The following is a 17,874-nucleotide window of genomic DNA, read 5'->3' on the forward strand; positions in this document are numbered from 1 at the left end:
GTCATACCTTCAACCGATAAATCGCTTTATTATCCAGGCCGCGGATCATTGGTGTCCACGGCTCCGTTTCAATCGTCGTATCCAGGGCGTCCTCTACCATCTGCAGCTTGGCATCCAGCAGATCGATATGATGCAGCGCGACGGCCTCGGCCGTTTGCGGCTGAACCGGGCTGCCCCACTCTCCGAGGTTATGATGGGAAAGCACCAGATGCTGCAAGCCCAAAACCACTTCGGATTCAAGCGCGATGCCGTTCTCGATTGCCGCCTCCACGATCCAGTTGGACGCCAGGGCGATATGCCCAATCAGCTTGCCCTGGTTGCTGTAATCCGTTACGATGCCCATCTGTGCGATCATCTCTTCCGGCTTCGCGATATCATGCAGGATAATGCCTGCCCTGATCAAATCCGGATTCAGAAACGGCCGCTGCTTGCAGATGAAATCGCCAATCTCCAGCATGCGGACGATATGGTAAGCCAGCCCGGCGTAATAGGCATGATGATAGGTTTTGGCAGCCGGATAATGCATCAGCTTCTCTTCCACCTTCGACACGCAATACTGTACGATGCTTCGCACCTGCGGCTCCGTAATCTCGTTCATCGTAAGTTTGATCGTATGTATCAGATCCACGGGGCGAATGGGCGCAGCCCTCACAAAATCCGTTAACGAGACGCCATCCGCATCGGTAGCCTTGCGGATACGGCTGATCTTGACTTGAGGTTGGTCCCTGTAGCTCAGTACGGTCCCCTGGATTTTGACCAATTGCATCGGCAGGAACGTTTCTTTATCCTGTATGGTCACATCCCAGTACTTGGCCGATATTTGACCGCTGGCATCCGCGAGAACAATATCGAAATAGTCTTTCGGCGGCGTGCCGTTGGTCTGTCTCATATTCAATTCTTTTAACAAATAAAAACCGACAAAATCATCTTGTATGCTGAGTTTATTAATAGGTTTCATCTGTTCCTCCCCAAAAAATCCCGTTAGGTTTACTATAACAAAGTCCCGTACAGTGAGTCTATTACCCTATACCGCTCTGTAAAATCGCAGATTCCTGCCTGCGAAGCGGACGGTTGCCGGTTTGCAGGCAAGGTAGGGATGACACAAGAAAAAGCACCCGCGGGTGCTTTTTCTGCTATCGCCCTATTCGGATTCGAGTCATGGCGGGTATTAAGATTTCCAGGCTCCCGGATGGTCGTCCTGCACCAAATCCAGATGCACGGCCCTCGCGTTCATCTCCACCTGTTCCACGCTCTTGCAGCCGGGAATGACGCAGCTGACGGCCGGGTGCTTCAAGCACCAGGCCAAGGCCCACTCGGCCATATTCACGCCCTCCGGCACTTCATTCTGCTTGATCTCCTCCACAAGCTTCAGCTTGGCGTTGATCTCATCCTGATCGCGGTTCTTGCGCACATTGTCGCTGAACACCGTGCCAGGCTTGTATTTTCCGCTTAAGTAGCCGCTCGCAAGCGGAACTCGCGCCAATACGCCAAGATCCTGCTTCAAACATGAAGGGAAAACCTCTTCCTCCGGCGCTTGATCGAGACGGTTATACACGACCTGGATGGCTTTGGCATTCACCTCCGCCGCCTTGTCGGTTTGATAGATATTTCTGTTGCTTCCGATGGATATGCCCAGATTGCGGATGGTTCCCGCTTGGATCTGCTTGTCCAGCATCGTCCACATCTCATCATTGTTGAACACGTCATCCGAGCCGGAATGGAATTGATACAGGTCGATATAATCGGTACGCAGCGCTTTAAGTGATTCCTCCAGCTGAATTCGGATCTGCTTCGCATCCCAAGCATTCTCCCATTGCTCATGCCATCGATGGCCGAACTTGGAGGCAATGACCCAATCCTCGCGGCGGTCGCGCGCCAAGAAATCACCGATGAAATTCTCTGACATATGATGAGGCCCGTAACATTCGGCTGTATCCAGCAAATTAATGCCCAGCTCCTTGGCATGCGTCAAGATGGCATCGACTTCCTTTTGGTTGAAATCCTTCCCCCAATCACCGCCAAACTGCCAGGTTCCCACACCGACTACCGATACTTTCAGATCGGTTTTCCCGAGACGTCTGTATTTCATATGCTCACCCCTACTCATGAATTTGTGCGCCTATATCTTATTGTAAAATGCAAGCGTTTGCAACTTTTGCCGAGGATTCTTTTTTCGTTCGCCAATCCTTTTTTCATGCACTTGCCGTATCCATGCTGTTTAACAACAAGTCGTTATGGTGAACCCTATAATACGTACATTTCGTTATCATGGGACGGAACAAGAAAGGAGGAGTCATGGCGTGAATTCCCGGACACTGGAGCAATGGATACCGGACATTACAGAGAGTCTAAAGGCAAAGACGTCAAATGATTTTCAGCGAATCATCGACGAATTCCTCCCTTATGACCTGGCAAAAATACATAGCCACCTGAGCGACACGGACCAAACCCGCTTTCTGCAGTTTCTGAACGAGGAACAACTGGCCGACATGATTCAGGAAATGGAGCATGACCAGCAAATCGAAGTTCTGGGCAGGCTGGGCAAAGAGAGAACGGCCATTATCCTGGACTTGATGGATAACGACGACCTCGCCATTCTGCTGGACGAGCTGTCACCCGAGCAGAAGGACGAATTTCTCAAGGGAATGCGGGACGAGGAATCCCAATTTGTCCTGAACCTGATGAAATACCCGCCGGAAACCGCCGGCCGAATCATGACGAACCGTTATGTGTGGATCCCCCAGCATTACACCGTTTCGGAGGTGGTCCAGAAGCTGAAAACTTACGTCTCCATTTCGGAAACCATCAATTATTTGTACGTCATTGATCATGACAAGAAACTGATGGGCGTGGTGTCTTACCGGGGACTCATCTTGGCCGAGCCGGAGGAATATATCGTGGACATCATGCACAGCCGGGTGCTGTCCGTGCCCGTGGATGCCGATCAGGAGGAAGTCGCGCACATAATCCAAAAATACGATTTGGTTGCCATCCCCGTCGTTGAACAGGACAACCGTCTTGTTGGGATCATTACGGTTGACGATATCCTGGACGTCGTCATTAAGGAAGCCGATGAGGACATTCGGAAAATGAACGCCACCGGAGGCAAAACCATCGACTTCAACACCAAAGCAACCGTTGCCGCCTATCGAAGATTGCCGTGGTTGATCCTGCTCTTATTCATCGGGCTGATCTCGGGAACGATCATTTCCAGATTTGAAGAGACGCTGGCGCAAGTTGTGGCGCTGGCCTTCTTCATGCCCATGATTGCAGGAATGACCGGAAATACCGGAACGCAGTCGCTTGCTGTCATTGTAAGAGGCTTGACCACCAAAGAAATGACCAAATCGCTGGTGCTCCGGTTGTTAGCCAGGGAACTGAAGGTCGGGCTGATGATCGGGGTGACGTGCGGCATTCTGATTTCCTTGATCGCATACTTCTGGCAGGGCAACCTCTACTTGGGGCTTGTGGTCGGAAGCTCGTTGATTGCCACGCTGATCGTGGGCACGATGGCCGGCACCGTCATCCCCCTCATTCTGTTCAAATTCAAGATCGATCCGGCTGTGGCTTCCGGTCCACTGATTACAACCATTAACGATATTCTCTCGCTTGTTATCTACTTTGGCATCGCTACCCTGTTTCTTGCCTATATCTAGCCGAGAACTTAGGATTAACAATCCCTTGCGATAAAAAGACTTCCGGGTAATTCCCGAAGGTCTTTTTTTTGGGGATCCGCCAGTTTTAGGATATCATGATCTCTCAAATCGGCAGGGTCTTATGGGGTAAAGAGGAAAAAGTTTGCAATTAATGCCATCCGGGTTATCATATATGTAAAAGAGGAGACATAGCGATGAGCAAAAATTTATTTCATCCAGAAACAAGAGAGAAACTAAAGTGGCTTAATGAACCTGGACATTGGGAGTTTACGACAGATGACAGGCTCATCCTGGATGCTCCACCGAAAGCTGATTTTTTCAAAGACCCTGCAGGAAAACATATTGTTCATTCTGCGCCCTATCTTCACCTTCAGGTTGATTCAACATTCCAGCTTATAACGCAGCTTCAGGTAGACATGAACCATTTATATGATTCCGGGTGCTTGATGTTGATGGCAGACGAGAACAATTGGGCCAAGCTATGTTATGAATTCAATGGTGAGCATGCCACTATCGTGTCCGTTGTTACTCGGAACGGTGTTTCGGATGACTGTAATTCTGAGCGTGTATTCGTCAGCAATCCTTATTTGAAAATGACGAAGAAAGACAAAACGATCTCCTTTTACTACTCGTCCGACGGTGAAGTTTGGAAATTGATTCGATACTTCGGAATGGATGCCCCGATTCCTTTTACTGCGGGTGTGGTCGCTCAATCACCGATGGGAGCAGGCTGTCGAGTCCAATTTCTGTCTTTGTTATTATCAGAATCCGATGAGGAAAGCAGGTTTTAGAAGCAGCTCATGAGCTGCTTCTTTTTTTGGTTTACGGACGTAAATCGTGCCCTACACTTAGCAGATTATACGGCTATTGATAAGGACACAAGTTGCAAGTTCTTGTCCTCAATAAATGCAGTTCGAATATTTCCTTAGTTAAAAAGGGCGGGTACCGCTAAACGTTACCAAAAAGTAATTACATCACTTCAAAGTGCGTACTTCTCAAGCCGAACCCTAACGTGCAAAATGACATTAATCAAGAACATCACGTTAGGGAGATGATCCTATGAATACAGAACAACGTTCACATCATTCGCAAAAAACGGCTTTGGTTGTAGGGGCTAACGGGGTGATCGGCTGCAACCTCATCAAGTACCTTGCGACGCTTCAAGGCTGGGATATCATCGGCGTATCGCGCCGAGGCGGGGAATCCACGAACCGCGTACGTTATATCTCCGCCGACCTGCTTGATCGTGAAGATACGATCGCCAAATTAAGCTCCTTGACCGAAGTGACGCATATCTTCTACGCGGCCTATCAGGACCGGCCAACGTGGGCCGAACTCGTCGCGCCGAATCTGGCCATGCTCGTTCATGTCGTGGAAGCCATCGAGCCCATTGCCGACAATCTGCAGCATGTCAGCCTGATGCAGGGCTACAAGGTATACGGCGCGCATCTCGGTCCGTTCAAGACGCCGGCCCGGGAGACGGATGCGAATCATATGCCGCCGGAATTCAATGTGGATCAGCAGAACTTCCTGGAGGAACGGCAGCAAGGCAAAGCCTGGACGTGGTCCGCGCTGCGCCCCTCCGTTGTCAGCGGATTCGCCCTTGGAAACCCGATGAATCTGGCGATGGTCATTGCCGTCTATGCCTCGATTTCGAAAGAGCTCGGCATTCCTCTGCGTTTTCCTGGTAAACCGGGAGCCTATCAGAGCCTGCTGGAGATGACCGATGCCGATCTGCTCGCGAAGGCGACCGTTTGGGCAGCGACCGATGAACGCTGCGCCAATCAAGCCTTCAATATTACGAACGGGGACTTGTTCCGCTGGAACGAATTGTGGCCGAAGATCGCGTTGTATTTTGAGATGGAAACCGCACCGCCCCTGCAGATGAATCTGGAAACGGTCATGGCGGATAAAGAGCCGGTTTGGAATCGCATGGTTGAGAAGCATGGGCTTGCGAAGCACGATTATGATGAGGTTTCATCCTGGAAGTTCGGTGATTTCGTGTTCTCCTGGGATTATGATTTCTTTGCAGACGGCTCGAAGGCCCGCCGCTTCGGGTTTCATGAGTATGTCGATACGGAGGCCATGTTCATGAACATCTTTGACGAACTTCGGCGGCGTAAAGTCATTCCCTAAGCGATCGCGCAGCCTGTATGACGAGAGCCGGCTATACGGCGTATAGTCGGCTCTTTCATTTTTACAATCTTTTAAAACCGGTCCTCAAATGCCGGCTTCTCCAGCACCATGGCGGACTCGCCGTATTTTCGCTCGATATGCGTATCCCCCCATCGGCACATCAGATGAAGAATCTCCTTCAGGCTCCAGCCGTACTCGCTCAGTTCATACTCCACCTTGGGGGGAACCTGATTGTACGTTTTGCGTACTATAACGCCCTCCTCTTCCAGCTCCCGCAGATGCTGTGTCAGCATTTTTTGGGTGATCTGGGGAATCAGGCTTAAAAATTCGCTATTTCGTCTTTTACCGAACGTAAGATGAAAGAGAATGACCGGTTTCCACTTTCCGCCAATGACCTCCAGCGTAGCTTCGACCGCCGTGTTGTACACTTTTTCTTTAAACTCCATGCAAGCCTCGCTCCTTCGTTACACGATATGGCATTACCACAGATTTCCGATCTCCCGCTTTACTTCTTCCACTATAACACGAACCCCATCTTCGATCTGATCCAATCGCGCTCTGGAAATGCTGATTCGTATAAACTTTTCGCGCATCAGGTAGTCGGACAGATAAAACAGCTTGCCGGGAACCACATGAACGTTCCGTTCCTTCAGCCGCCTGATCAACCGCTCCAGGTTCACGGTCTGGGGCAGCTTGAACAGCTGATAGATACCGCCGTCGCCGGGCACGGCTTCAATGAACCCGGTTCCCTCGTACTGCCGTACCGCAGCGTTTAAAGCTTGCATTCTGGTTTCGTACTGGCTGTAAATTTTCTGTTTATGTCGCTCGTACATCCCGTTGCTGATATAAATTTCGAGTGCCGCTTGGGACAGCAGCGACGTATCCCCGTAACTTTTGTAGGCATGGAACGTTTCGAGCAAACGTTCCGGCAGGACGACGGCTCCTAATCGCAGTCCGGGAAAAATGATCTTCGAGAAGCTCTTCAGATACACCACGTGCGAGGATCTGTTGTACGCATAGATTGGATCGTACCCCCGTTCTTCGCCTAAATCGGCCATATAGTCGTCTTCCACAATATAAACGCGATATCGGGTCGCCAGGTTTGCAATGGCCTTCCTCTGCTCGGCGCCGTAGGAAGTGCCCAGCGGATTATGATATCTCGGCATCGTATAGAAAAATTTAATGCGCCCGGTTCGGAATTGCTCCTCCAAAGCCTGCAGATCGATGCCAGCTGCCGTGCGCGCGATTCCGATAACGGGGAATCCCTCGTTCTCCAGAAACTTCAGGTAGTTATTGTAGCTGGGCTGTTCTACCAGAATGATGGACTTTCCGCCAGGGAACGGCATTTTCGCCAAGATCTCGAGGGCCTGCTGAGCGCCTGCCGTGACCACGGTTCTCTCTGCGGTAGTGAATACCTGATTTCCGGCCAGGTGAGAGACCAGGGTATGGCGAAGCTTCTCCATCCCTTGCGGATCGCCATAGGTAAACAGTTCATATTTATAGGTATCAATCGCCTTGTTCAAGCAATGTTGAAAATCCAGATACGGGAATACATGCACGTCCGGGGAGGCCGAAGAAAAATCGATCATCGCATGTACGCTCCCGTCCTCCTCCGATTTCGGACGGTCAACCACATAATACCCGCTTTGGGATACGGAATAAATCGCATGCCGTTTCTCAAGCTCCGCGTATGCCCGCAGTACGGTGCTGATGCTGCATCCGTACATGGCTGCCGCACGCCGCACGGAAGGCAGCTTCTGTCCCGGACGGTACTGTCCTTCCGAAATGTTGGTTTCCAGCTCCGTGAGAATGGACAAGTATTTTTGCATCGTGCACCTCCTGTCTTTCTATGCTTGATTATATCCGACTAAGCCTTCATCCCAAAAGATCTAATATTTTTAGGTGAAAAACCTAATTTTATTAGGTTTTTTGAGTGGAAAGCATCTGATAAAATAAATACAAGCGCTTACAATGCAACGATCCAAGGAGGAAACGTGATGACCAAGCCCGTACAGCCTAACGTACCGATCGTAACCCATATCTATACCGCAGACCCTTCCGCCCACGTATTCGAGGGTAAAATTTATATTTATCCATCCCATGACCTTGATCACGAGAACACGTCCAATGATAACGGTGACCAGTATGACATGGAAGACTACCATATTCTATCGCTGGATGATGTGAACGCTCCATGCGTGGACCATGGCGAAGCCCTCCATGTGAAGGATGTTCCATGGGCGAAAAAGCAAATGTGGGCACCGGATGCTGCCTTCAAGAACGACACCTACTATTTATACTTCCCTGCCAGGGATCATGACGATATTTTCCGTCTTGGCGTAGCTACAAGCTCTTCGCCTTCCGGTCCATTCAAGCCGGAGCCCCATTACATTCCGGGCAGCTACAGCATCGACCCTGCCGTATTCGTGGACGACGATAACCGGGCCTATATTTACTTCGGCGGCCTTTGGGGCGGACAGCTGGAACAATGGCAGACCGGATCGCACATTCCGGATGCGGAGGGACCTGCGGCAGATGCGCCTGCCATCGGACCGCGGGTCGCTGAGCTGAGCGACGACATGCTTACTTTTAAGGAGGCACCCCAAGAAATATCCATCGTGGATGAAAAGGGCAGCCCGATTGTTGCGGGGGATGAAGAGCGAAGATATTTTGAAGGGCCTTGGGTTCATAAATACAAAGGCACTTACTATCTATCGTACTCCACCGGATCGACGCACAAAATCGTCTATGCCACGAGTGAAAGTCCGACGGGCCCATTTGAGTTCAAGGGCACGATTCTGACACCTGTTATCGGCTGGACGACCCATCACTCCATTGTTCAGTTCCGGGACAAATGGTACCTCTTCTACCATGACAGCTCCCTGTCCGGCGGAGCTGACAACAAACGCAGCGTCAAATTCACCGAGCTGACCTACAACGAGGACGGCACCATCCAGACGATTGACCCGTACGGCAAATAAGCCGTCACACACGTTCTGCCGTAAAATAAACAAGCTGACCCACATTATGGAGTCAGCTTGTTGTCGTTCGTGATATCGTTCATGCGTTGCAGCCCCGTCCGCTACACACCCTTTTTAAACAAAGAAAAGGAGTAAATTGCCGGAGCCGCCGCGATCAGAATTATGACAGGGACGATGGCGATGGCCAGGTTCACTTTCAGAAACGCCGTCAGGATCATGAAAGCTCCGCCTGCCATCCACAGATACCCGGCAAAACGATGCGTTTTATTCCAATTTTCCTGGCTGTTCAGCGTCCAAGGCAGCTTGATGCCCACCGTATAATTCTGTTTGCTCTTCGGCAAATAATTGCCGGTGACCACGAGCAGCATGCCCACGAGAGCCGGTGCAATCGTCTGGATCGGCAGCTCGGCCCCCATAGCCTTGAACAGCGTGATTGGCATGAGAATGAGAGACAGTGCGGGGATGAGCCATAGACCCATCGTTCTTAAAACCGGGGCAGCGTTCATTTTCTTAGGATCGTTGTTAAGCCCCACATTGACAATGACGTTAATAACCGCGGTAATCAACGGCAGCACAAACGCCGCAACCGCCTTCGGCACATAATTATCCGGATTGCCCGCCGCATTCCAGTGAACAGCCACTTGCTCAGGCAATTGGCTGTACAGCGTCATCGATAAAATAATCGGCAATAAGCATATCAGCGTTGTTATAACCAGCATCGAATTATTCTTTTTCCTCATCTTGTTTCCCCCCGTTAAATTGTGAAAACCACAGCATGATTTCTTCGAAGACGGATACGTTGATTTCATAGTAAATATAATTTTTATATTTTGTTTCAAAAATCAGTCCGGCCTTCTTCAGCTGCGACAGATGATACGAAATGGTCGCCCCGGTCATATCGAAATGCTGACCGATCTCTCCGGCTGACATTTTCCCGCGTTTGAGCATAACCAGGATGTCCCGTCTCACCGGATCAGATAACGCCTTGAATGTTTCCGGAAACCCCAATGTGCATCACCCATATTTCTATTTAGAATTTCATCTAAATACATTATCGCTTATATCTGCATCCAATTGCAATACCTATTTTGAAAAAAATCTAAATAGAATGCAAAATGGGCAACCGGGCAAGCCCCATCGCCGTGGTCGTCGTTATTGTTTGCCAATAAACAACAAAAGCCCGCCACGGACCCGCATTACGCGCTGATCCATAGCAGGCTTGCTTCACGGCCTGTTTATCCAAGCACCTTCTCGAATACCGGAAAGCTTTCCGCTCTCCCTGGGAAATTCACTTCTCCCCGCAGATCATAACCTAAGCCTTGATACAGCTTAAGCGCAGCCGTATTCTTGGCATAGGTGTCCAGTCGAAGGCTTCGGTAACCCTGGCGTGCGCCATACTCCTCGGAGAAAGCTACCAATGTTCGCGCAATGCCCTGCCCGTGTGCTTCCGGATCGACGGCAAGGCGATGCATCATAAGATGCGGTCCCTCGTCCTGCTTCCAGCTAATGGTTTGGTACTGTTCTGCCTGCGATTCGTCGAGAACAACGATCCCTAAAATACGGCCTTCGCCTTCAGCCGCAAACAACGTTCCGCGCTGTAAATCCTCACCGATTACCTCCCGGTTCGGATATTGATCATCCCATTGATCGCTGCCTCCAGCCTGCATAACCGTAACGCAGCGTGCAACCAAAGCCATGATTTCCTGAAGGTCTTCTATCCGTCCCGTCCGTATGTTCATATTCATCGAAACACCTACTATTGTTTTTTTAGAACAGTTTACTATGGTTGGACGGCTGCAACAACTCGTAACGCATGACCCTCGAAAGCATCCTATTTAAGCAATGTAAGAGTCATCTCTATCGTATTGTTTACGAAAGAGCGCTCCGGACGAGATTTCAACATCACGGTCAGCCCAATCAAGGATACGATGAGCGCTTGCGATAAAGCTTTGGCGTCTGTGCCCTTCGCAAGCTCGCCCGATTGTATGCCCCGCTCAATGGTTTCTTGGAATATGACCGCCAGATACATCTGATGCTCCCTTGTCAGAATTTCAAATTTCTCATCATGAGGCGCAAGCTCGACCATCGTGTTAATGCAAAAACATCCGCGGCTGCGGCTTTCGGCGTATTCCTCATCCACTACATTCTCAAAATAGGCTCGAAACGCATCCCTGACCGATCGATGATTTTGCAGCCTGGTTCGCACCTCGGAAGCATGCCCTCTCGTGTATTTGCGCAGCGCGGTTTCGAACAGCTCTTTTTTGTCTCCGAACGCAGAGTAAATACTGGGCCGCTGAATACCCATTCTGGAGGTCAAATCGCTTAATGAAGTAGCCTCATATCCCTTCTCCCAAAACAGCTGCATCGCGGCATCCAATACCTTCTCTTCATCAAATTCGCGGACTCGTCCCATCGTTAATTACCTCTCGTTACTTTAGATTTAAAGGAAAGCTCGATGATCACAGGCGGTAAGCAAATAGTTTAATTTCATTACCAATCAGTAAAGTAATTTTAAGATCTCCGAATACTTTTGTCAAACACCGAACATCCGATTTTTACATTTATATCAACACCCGCAAGTATAATTTTAATCATTTCAATAAACGTATTGACATGAATTGTCATTGTGGGATATATTTATCGATGATTTTATCATACCGATCAGTACACAAATAACGAAAGGATTGGATGCATGAAAATGGAGGGAATGCTGGATAAAAAAGCGGCCCGTAACGAAACGGGGGCTGATACGTCACAGGGGGCGCCAAGTTCGTCTGAAGGCATTTATGCTGCTCCAATGACTCGTTACGTGACGTTATTGTTTGCGATTGCCTGCGGCATGTCCGTTGCTAACATCTACTTTGCACAGCCGCTGCTCGATCAGCTGTCAATCGAGTTCAACATGGATTATTCCATCATCGGCATTGTGATTACCGTCACGCAGGTCTTCTATGCATTGGGACTGCTGCTGCTCGTCCCTCTGGGAGATTTACTGAACCAGCGCCGATTGATTATCGGTCAGATGACGATCTCCGCAGCAGCTCTAGTTATCGTTGGTACTGCTTCCTCTGGTGCGATGCTCTTCGCAGGCTTGGCTTTGGTGGGACTGCTTGCCGTTGTGACGCAGACCATCGTGGCATTCGCGGCAACTATGGCTGCCCCTGCTGAAAGAGGGCGTGTCGTCGGCATGGTAACCAGCGGAATTGTGATTGGGATCCTTCTTGCGCGAACCTTTTCGGGAATCCTGAAGGATCTTGCAGGATGGCGCTTCGTTTATCTGGTTTCGGCTGCTTTGATGCTGCTCATGGTCTGCGCATTATATAAGGTGCTGCCAAATGCTGCGCGCAAGGTAAAGACTCTTTCTTATGCTCAACTGCTTAAGTCGGTATGGATGTTGTTCCTGCAAGAACGGCTATTACGTATCCGCGCTGTGTTGGCTATGCTGATTTTTACGGCTTTCAGCATGTTGTGGACCCCATTGGTACTGCCTCTGAGCTCGCCGCCGCTATCCCTTTCGCACTCGGCTATCGGGGCGTTCGGCCTCGTGGGCGTCGTAGGGGCATTGGCTGCAGCAAAGGCCGGTAAGCTGGCCGATCGAGGTTATGGACAGCGAACGACGGGAATTGCATTGTTCCTGCTATTGCTGTCATGGCTGCCCATCGGCTACACGGAACGGTCGCTGTTCGCCTTGGTCATTGGCATTATTCTGTTGGACTTGGCGGTACAGGCCGTGCATGTCACGAATCAGAGCATGATTTTTGCATTGCGGCCGAAGGCGCGCAGTCGGATCGTTGGCGGCTACATGATGTTCTACTCCATCGGAAGTGCTGCCGGTTCCATAACTTCGACCCATGTTTACGCGCACTTCGGCTGGCATGGGGTATGCGTGCTCGGGGCCTCCGTCAGCGCTGTTGCTCTTATTTTTTGGGCCGTGACCAAAGGCGCTAAAGGTGCCCACTGATAGTAATTCAAACTACAAAAGATCGCTTTCCTCGGAAACGGGGTGGCGATCTTTTAGAATATCCACGAACAGTGGCGATCTTCCAGCCCATACGCCAATTATTTTGGAAGCTCTCTATTTATTGTTATGGATGCAGTTCCTATGGATGCAGTTCCTCAAAATAACGAAAGACACGCCGTTTGGGCGTGCCTTCATCCTATTCTTATGGCGTTTTCCCCAGAATCACTTCGCCTGTCGTCTTATTCCAGGACATCGGAATGCCAAGTTTTGATGTGATCAACTCCAATGGGAACATGGTCGAATTCGCCAGGAATGGAACGCTGGCATCTTCTCGCGTCACCTTCCCGTTCACCAATACAACGGCAGGATCACTGGATTTAATGGATACGGTATTTCCGCCATAAGAGAAAGACCATATCGGAAACCGCTGATTTCCGTGTTTCGGATCCGGATTGGACTGTCCGCGCTTCACTTTGATCCCCAGGGCTTCAAATACGCTATTATACGGTACATACAGCTTGCCTTCCACCATGGCAGAAGAACCGTAGAAGCTAACCGTTTGTCCGTTTACCGTCCAAGATAAAGGAGGCTGCACCATGACCGGATTCCCATCGTTCTCGTTAGGCGAGCCGCTGCCTTGATATTTCTCTTCTCCCCAAGCCAGCACCTTGCCGTCCTGATTGGTTGCATAACCGGTATATCCCTTGCTTCCCCAAAGTGCCGTTATACCTGTCAGACCTTTCACTCGAAAAGGCTTTGCCGTCGGATCGTTGTAATTCCACTGCCAGACCGTGCCGTCGTTTTTAAGCATAAATAAACGGTTGTTCCCCGTTCTTATCTCTTGGATATCGTTTAATCCCTTCACCGCAGCCGGCGCTTGCTGCTTCGTATTCACATTCCAGCGCAGCACCGTCCCGTTCTCATGCAGCAGAAACACGTCATACCAATGCGCGGCGATTCCGGTAATGGAGGAAGCAACCAGCGGTTTAACTTCGCGAAACTCGCGTTCCAGGCGGAACCGGTCGTAGAAACTATTATATACCGTTAACATATCGACGCTGCCGTCTTTACCGAGAATCAGGGCCTCATGTCCGGCGACCACTATTGTTTTTGCATTCGTGACTCCCTTGATAGGAAAGTATTTTAACGTCATCTTTAAATGATCATTCGGATCAAACGTCGGACTCCATATCGTTGCAGACCCATCCTTATGCAATGCGACAGAACCATGGTTTGAAATGGCCAGGCTGGCTACATCCTTAAGTCCTTCCAGCTTGATCAGCCCTCCCCTTTTTTGGAAAGGCAACAACGGATCCCCGTTAATATAAGGCGAGTAATAATCGCCCCAAGCCCACACGTCCCCGTTCTTGTCCAAGGCAAATGAAGAATTGTCGCCTGCCGCCACCTGAATAATATCAGTCAGACCCGCGACTTGCTTGGGCACCAATTGATGAATGCTGGTCCCGTCACCTACTTGACCTGACTTGTTATAACCCCAGGCGGTCACGGAGCCGTCGCTCCATGCCGCAACACCATGTCCGCTGCCCCCAGCCACGCTTACCGGTATGGAGCGGGAATCTACATTCGTTGCTTCCGCTGCTCCCGCAGCGCCCAGCACCGTACAATTGACTGCTAATAGTATCGTCACTAACATAAAAGCTACTCTGCCATTCAATTTCTTCATGAATGAGGCCTCCAATTCTCACTATAATGGTATATACTACCATATCAAAAGATGGTAGGGAAAAAATAGTATACCCGCTGCTGATAGCTAGAAGCCGTTACTCAAACATGGCAGGATTCAGCCTATGTTTGTTGGAATAGAGTTGCCGTGACCTTGCAGTCCGCGCACAGGAACATATAATAGATGCCTTCCCCGTACTCCTCGATCTGTTCCCAATCCAGCTGCCCGATGAATGTCATGCTTCGGGAACAGCAAGGGCAGGAAGGATAGACGGCGTCCTGGATCCAAGCCGGATAACCGCCGATTTGCGAGACCGCCGGACCGAGCACCCAATAGGCGGCATAATAGCTGCTGCGAGGCTTGTCCGCAATCCGCAAGGAGCGTCCCGCGGACGTAAAGCTTCGCTCATCCTCCCCGGAATCAGGCCCAGGCACATATTCCGGTTTAATATTAGTCTGGCTCCATTCGGATTTTCCGTGGAAATCCACATCCATGTAGATCGTATCGTAACAACTGCAGATCACGCAGGTGCTCACCCGAAGCCTCTCTCCGGACAACCCCAGGAATCGAAGCTTCGGATGGCTGATGTCCAGATCTGCCAAAATGGTCAGGCTGCTTCCGCACCATGGACAGGAAGCGGAATCCTCCTTCAAAAATTGTGCGGGCTCGGGTTCCGCTGCATAAGTGCTTTCTGATGGCACTATTTTCGCTATGGCGTAGCTGTCATGGTAGTATAGTCGGCGCTTGCTCCCATTCTCCGTGAGCTCCCAGCCCCCCTCATGCGCATAAGCTTCAGGCGGGACATACAGCTCCTTAGCCCAAGATGGAGGATCGGACCTCCATTCTTGAAATTGGCGCACAACCTGATCATCGCCGATCCAAGCCAAGGCCAAGAGCAGATGGTTGCGGTTATCCTTGTCCTGTTCCACTTGTTGAAGCAGTTCATCCCGGCTATGGACAGATGCATCTTTGAATAAAATGCCGGGGTAATAGATCCCCCGCTCCAGCAGTATCGGTATGCAGGATTCAAACGAGTAGTCCCGATAGCAGATCAGGGACACAAGAATCTCCTGGCAGGTGTCCTCATCGCCCGATTCGAGCAGTTCAAGGGCTGCATTCAGCATGCGGTTGGCATCACCCGCAGATAAAGCGGAATATACCTCTTCTCTTTTCAGATGATAGGGAATATATCTGATTAATGGATCACGCTTCACCGGGGCATGCATGATCTTAAGGATCTCTACCGGGTCCGTTATCCCCTCGTACAAGTCGATATCTCTCCGGTGCTGTTCTATGTAACGCTGCCGTTCTGCGCGCTCCATCTCCTGCTTGCACGGCATGCAATAACCTCCGGTTTTGGCCGCGGTTGCCGGCAATATCGTTGCCGAACATCCTTCGCTACGGCATGGCAGCCGTTCTGTCATGCGGTCCCCTCCTTATTCTAGTAAGTTCACTCAGTTGGAGCCCGGCCCCTATTCTATGGTAAGTCCACCTCAGCTGGAGCCCGGCCTGTTTTCTCATGGCCATGAATTTCCTCTATTAACTATAGCTTTCTTTTCATTCCCATATCAACAAGGAGCTCTCTTATCTTCGGGATCTATCACCACAAGAAAGGCGAGATCGGTTAACGTCTATGAATACGCAATATTCAACGGAAACGCATATTACCGAAAATAGCGATCCTTCATGAAGCATATGGCCGACCAGCCATCCAAGCATGCCCCGAACCACGCATCGTGCGCGCAGGGAGCAGTGCGCACGATGTACAAAAACCTGTTACATCAGGGAGTTGTTCACGCAGAGAAATGAAAACGAGAAAGGGGGGAATGCATACTCCGAGCGTATCAACTCTTAAACGCCAGCCTGGCGGCGGACAGTTAAGCTCTTTCACCTCAGCGATTGCGCTAGTCCGGTTCGCCACGTGGGATGGAGCGGCTGCCAGCCATACTCCTTCTGGGCTTTGGCGTTGGATGCGCCGCGCTCGCCGCGCTTGCTCCCCGCTTGATAGGCCGGGGCTGGTGCTTGCAGCGCATCGGCATACACCGGCAGCCATGCCGTTCCCGCAGCAGGCTCATCGTCAACGATGTTGACCGGGCCTGACGGCCAGTCCAATGCCAGCAGAGCGGCAATCGCCGCATCCTCGACATGGAGAAAGGACTGAACGCCATCCGTTGCCGGCAGAGCTCGACTTCGTACTTTTTCCGCCATGATTCCGTTGGCGTCGTACCACGTGCCGGGTCCGTAGAACATTCCGTACCTTAGAATGACGTGGCTCGGCATTTGGGCAACGGCATGCTCCAGCGATACGATACCGTCTATCGTCGACTTGCGAGGTACAGGCGCCTGAACATCCAGGGGGGCGTCTTCGGTGGCGGGATGCTCTCCCGGCTCGTACGCCCAAGCAATGCTCTGGGCAATCATTCGCTTAACGCCATGGATTTGAGCGGCTTCCACCAAATGACGCGTCCCCTCTATCCGAATCCTGGCATTATCCTCCAGATTCCATTGGCTTAACGAAGTAAGCTGATGGATAATGACATCCGGCCGGATCTCCCCGATTGCGGCGATCATTCCTTCGCGGTCAAAAGCATCCGCAACGATCCCTCTTGCTCCCCAAGATTCGATCAACCCTTTACCCTGATTATTGCGGGTCATGCCTGTAACCTTATGACCGGCTTGCACCAGCTTGGGAAGCAGCTGCTGGCCGATGATTCCCGTAGAGCCTGCAACAAATATGTTCATATAAACTGACAACCTCCTGTTCGTTAGATATAAAATGAATGGAACCCTTCCCCTTCGAGAGTGAAAGACATTAAGGGGTCCTGGTCCTGTCGGAAATTGGAATTGCAGTTCCATCTTAGCATGATGGATAAGCATCCTTAAGGGCCACTTTTCATCGGGCAGACCGTGCCAATTCATCCCCGGCGCAGATGATCAACATGGTTAACCCGGAAGCAGCCAAAGCGAGTCAAGCGCACTACAAACTCTTTTTAGCCAAGCCGGGTGGATCCTCGCCGTATTCGCATAACACAAAAACGCACCACATAAAAGTGGCGCGTTCACTTGAGAATAATAGCCGGTTCCCGTCCATTTACTCTTCTTCTGTTACATCACGAATCGACGCATTCGTAGCGCTGCGCTGCTGCCGGCATTCCGGTTGATTGCATACGCCATAAAAGGTCGCGATTCGATTCGTATCCACCGTATCGATTAGAGCGTTGCAATGTCTGCATAGGATGACACCCATATTCACCTTTTTAACGGAATGTTTCATGCTTCACTCATCCTCTCTTGGTATCAGATTTGTGTTCAGAACTTCCCAGCCATGTGCTTCCTGCTTACCTACAGACCGAACCTCCATTTCCGCTTCTTCTCTTGGGTTCGATTCACCTCCAATTAAGCATGTTAAATATGAATCGGTTGTAATTAATGTACACCATAAATATATAATACACA

General features: G+C 50.5%; 17 protein-coding genes. 5 read left to right on the forward strand and 12 right to left on the reverse strand.

Annotation, left to right across the window (positions count from 1 at the left end):
• Window position 1: 1 nt before the first annotated feature.
• Complete coding sequence (locus tag GYMC10_RS23480) at window positions 2-958, reverse strand: 3'-5' exoribonuclease YhaM family protein (protein WP_015736827.1); 957 nt, start codon at window positions 956-958, stop codon at window positions 2-4.
• A gap of 210 nt (window positions 959-1,168) precedes the next feature.
• Window positions 1,169-2,089: an aldo/keto reductase gene (locus GYMC10_RS23485; RefSeq protein ID WP_015736828.1), complete on the reverse strand. Its 921-nt coding sequence runs from the start codon at window positions 2,087-2,089 to the stop codon at window positions 1,169-1,171.
• Between the two features lie 211 nt (window positions 2,090-2,300).
• On the opposite strand from GYMC10_RS23485, the gene mgtE reads away from it, so the two are divergent.
• The 3 genes from mgtE to GYMC10_RS23500 all read left to right on the forward strand — a co-directional run bounded on the left by mgtE (window position 2,301) and on the right by GYMC10_RS23500 (window position 5,792).
• Entirely contained in the window at window positions 2,301-3,656 is a 1,356-nt protein-coding gene (gene mgtE / locus GYMC10_RS23490; protein WP_015736829.1) for a magnesium transporter, read from the forward strand.
• 194 nt (window positions 3,657-3,850) lie between these two features.
• Entirely contained in the window at window positions 3,851-4,447 is a 597-nt protein-coding gene (locus GYMC10_RS23495; RefSeq protein WP_015736830.1) for a DUF1349 domain-containing protein, read from the forward strand.
• Between the two features lie 268 nt (window positions 4,448-4,715).
• Window positions 4,716-5,792: an SDR family oxidoreductase gene (locus tag GYMC10_RS23500; RefSeq protein WP_015736831.1), complete on the forward strand. Its 1,077-nt coding sequence runs from the start codon at window positions 4,716-4,718 to the stop codon at window positions 5,790-5,792.
• Between the two features lie 71 nt (window positions 5,793-5,863).
• On the opposite strand, the gene GYMC10_RS23505 is transcribed toward GYMC10_RS23500, so the two are convergent.
• Window positions 5,864-6,238 carry a winged helix-turn-helix transcriptional regulator gene (locus GYMC10_RS23505; RefSeq protein ID WP_015736832.1) on the reverse strand — a complete coding sequence of 125 codons (375 nt, stop codon included), beginning with the start codon at window positions 6,236-6,238 and terminating at the stop codon, window positions 5,864-5,866.
• Window positions 6,239-6,271: 33 nt separating this feature from the next.
• On the reverse strand, window positions 6,272-7,621 hold the full coding sequence (locus GYMC10_RS23510; protein ID WP_015736833.1) for a PLP-dependent aminotransferase family protein: 1,350 nt from the start codon (window positions 7,619-7,621) through the stop codon (window positions 6,272-6,274).
• A gap of 168 nt (window positions 7,622-7,789) precedes the next feature.
• Here GYMC10_RS23510 and GYMC10_RS23515 point away from each other — a divergent pair, with 168 nt between their 5' ends.
• A complete protein-coding gene (locus GYMC10_RS23515) occupies window positions 7,790-8,773 on the forward strand; it encodes a glycoside hydrolase family 43 protein (RefSeq protein WP_015736834.1) in 984 nt (327 codons plus the stop codon).
• A gap of 101 nt (window positions 8,774-8,874) precedes the next feature.
• Here GYMC10_RS23515 and GYMC10_RS23520 read toward each other — a convergent pair whose 3' ends face one another.
• The 4 genes from GYMC10_RS23520 to GYMC10_RS23535 all read right to left on the reverse strand — a co-directional run bounded on the left by GYMC10_RS23520 (window position 8,875) and on the right by GYMC10_RS23535 (window position 11,186).
• Window positions 8,875-9,513, reverse strand: coding sequence for an SdpI family protein (locus GYMC10_RS23520; protein ID WP_015736835.1), 639 nt, complete (start codon window positions 9,511-9,513; stop codon window positions 8,875-8,877).
• Window positions 9,497-9,781 carry an autorepressor SdpR family transcription factor gene (locus tag GYMC10_RS23525; protein ID WP_015736836.1) on the reverse strand — a complete coding sequence of 95 codons (285 nt, stop codon included), beginning with the start codon at window positions 9,779-9,781 and terminating at the stop codon, window positions 9,497-9,499. The genes GYMC10_RS23520 and GYMC10_RS23525 overlap by 17 nt, the downstream gene beginning before the upstream one ends.
• Window positions 9,782-10,008: 227 nt before the next feature.
• A complete protein-coding gene (locus GYMC10_RS23530) occupies window positions 10,009-10,518 on the reverse strand; it encodes a GNAT family N-acetyltransferase (RefSeq protein WP_015736837.1) in 510 nt (169 codons plus the stop codon).
• 86 nt (window positions 10,519-10,604) lie between these two features.
• Window positions 10,605-11,186: a TetR/AcrR family transcriptional regulator gene (locus tag GYMC10_RS23535; protein WP_015736838.1), complete on the reverse strand. Its 582-nt coding sequence runs from the start codon at window positions 11,184-11,186 to the stop codon at window positions 10,605-10,607.
• Window positions 11,187-11,465: 279 nt separating this feature from the next.
• Here GYMC10_RS23535 and GYMC10_RS23540 point away from each other — a divergent pair, with 279 nt between their 5' ends.
• Complete coding sequence (locus GYMC10_RS23540; RefSeq protein WP_015736839.1) at window positions 11,466-12,734, forward strand: MFS transporter; 1,269 nt, start codon at window positions 11,466-11,468, stop codon at window positions 12,732-12,734.
• A 202-nt stretch (window positions 12,735-12,936) separates the two neighbouring features.
• Here GYMC10_RS23540 and GYMC10_RS23545 read toward each other — a convergent pair whose 3' ends face one another.
• The 4 genes from GYMC10_RS23545 to GYMC10_RS23560 form a co-directional block, all read right to left on the reverse strand.
• A complete protein-coding gene (locus GYMC10_RS23545) occupies window positions 12,937-14,418 on the reverse strand; it encodes a stalk domain-containing protein (protein ID WP_015736840.1) in 1,482 nt (493 codons plus the stop codon).
• Window positions 14,419-14,540: 122 nt separating this feature from the next.
• A complete protein-coding gene (locus GYMC10_RS23550; protein WP_015736841.1) occupies window positions 14,541-15,842 on the reverse strand; it encodes a hypothetical protein in 1,302 nt (433 codons plus the stop codon).
• Window positions 15,843-16,305: 463 nt separating this feature from the next.
• Entirely contained in the window at window positions 16,306-17,160 is an 855-nt protein-coding gene (locus tag GYMC10_RS23555) for an NAD-dependent epimerase/dehydratase family protein (RefSeq protein WP_015736842.1), read from the reverse strand.
• A gap of 349 nt (window positions 17,161-17,509) precedes the next feature.
• Window positions 17,510-17,692, reverse strand: coding sequence for a GapA-binding peptide SR1P (locus tag GYMC10_RS23560; protein ID WP_015736843.1), 183 nt, complete (start codon window positions 17,690-17,692; stop codon window positions 17,510-17,512).
• Window positions 17,693-17,874 lie beyond the last annotated feature (182 nt).

This window comes from Paenibacillus sp. Y412MC10, from assembly GCF_000024685.1.
Taxonomy (GTDB): Bacteria; Bacillota; Bacilli; order Paenibacillales; family Paenibacillaceae; genus Paenibacillus_AQ; species Paenibacillus_AQ lautus_A.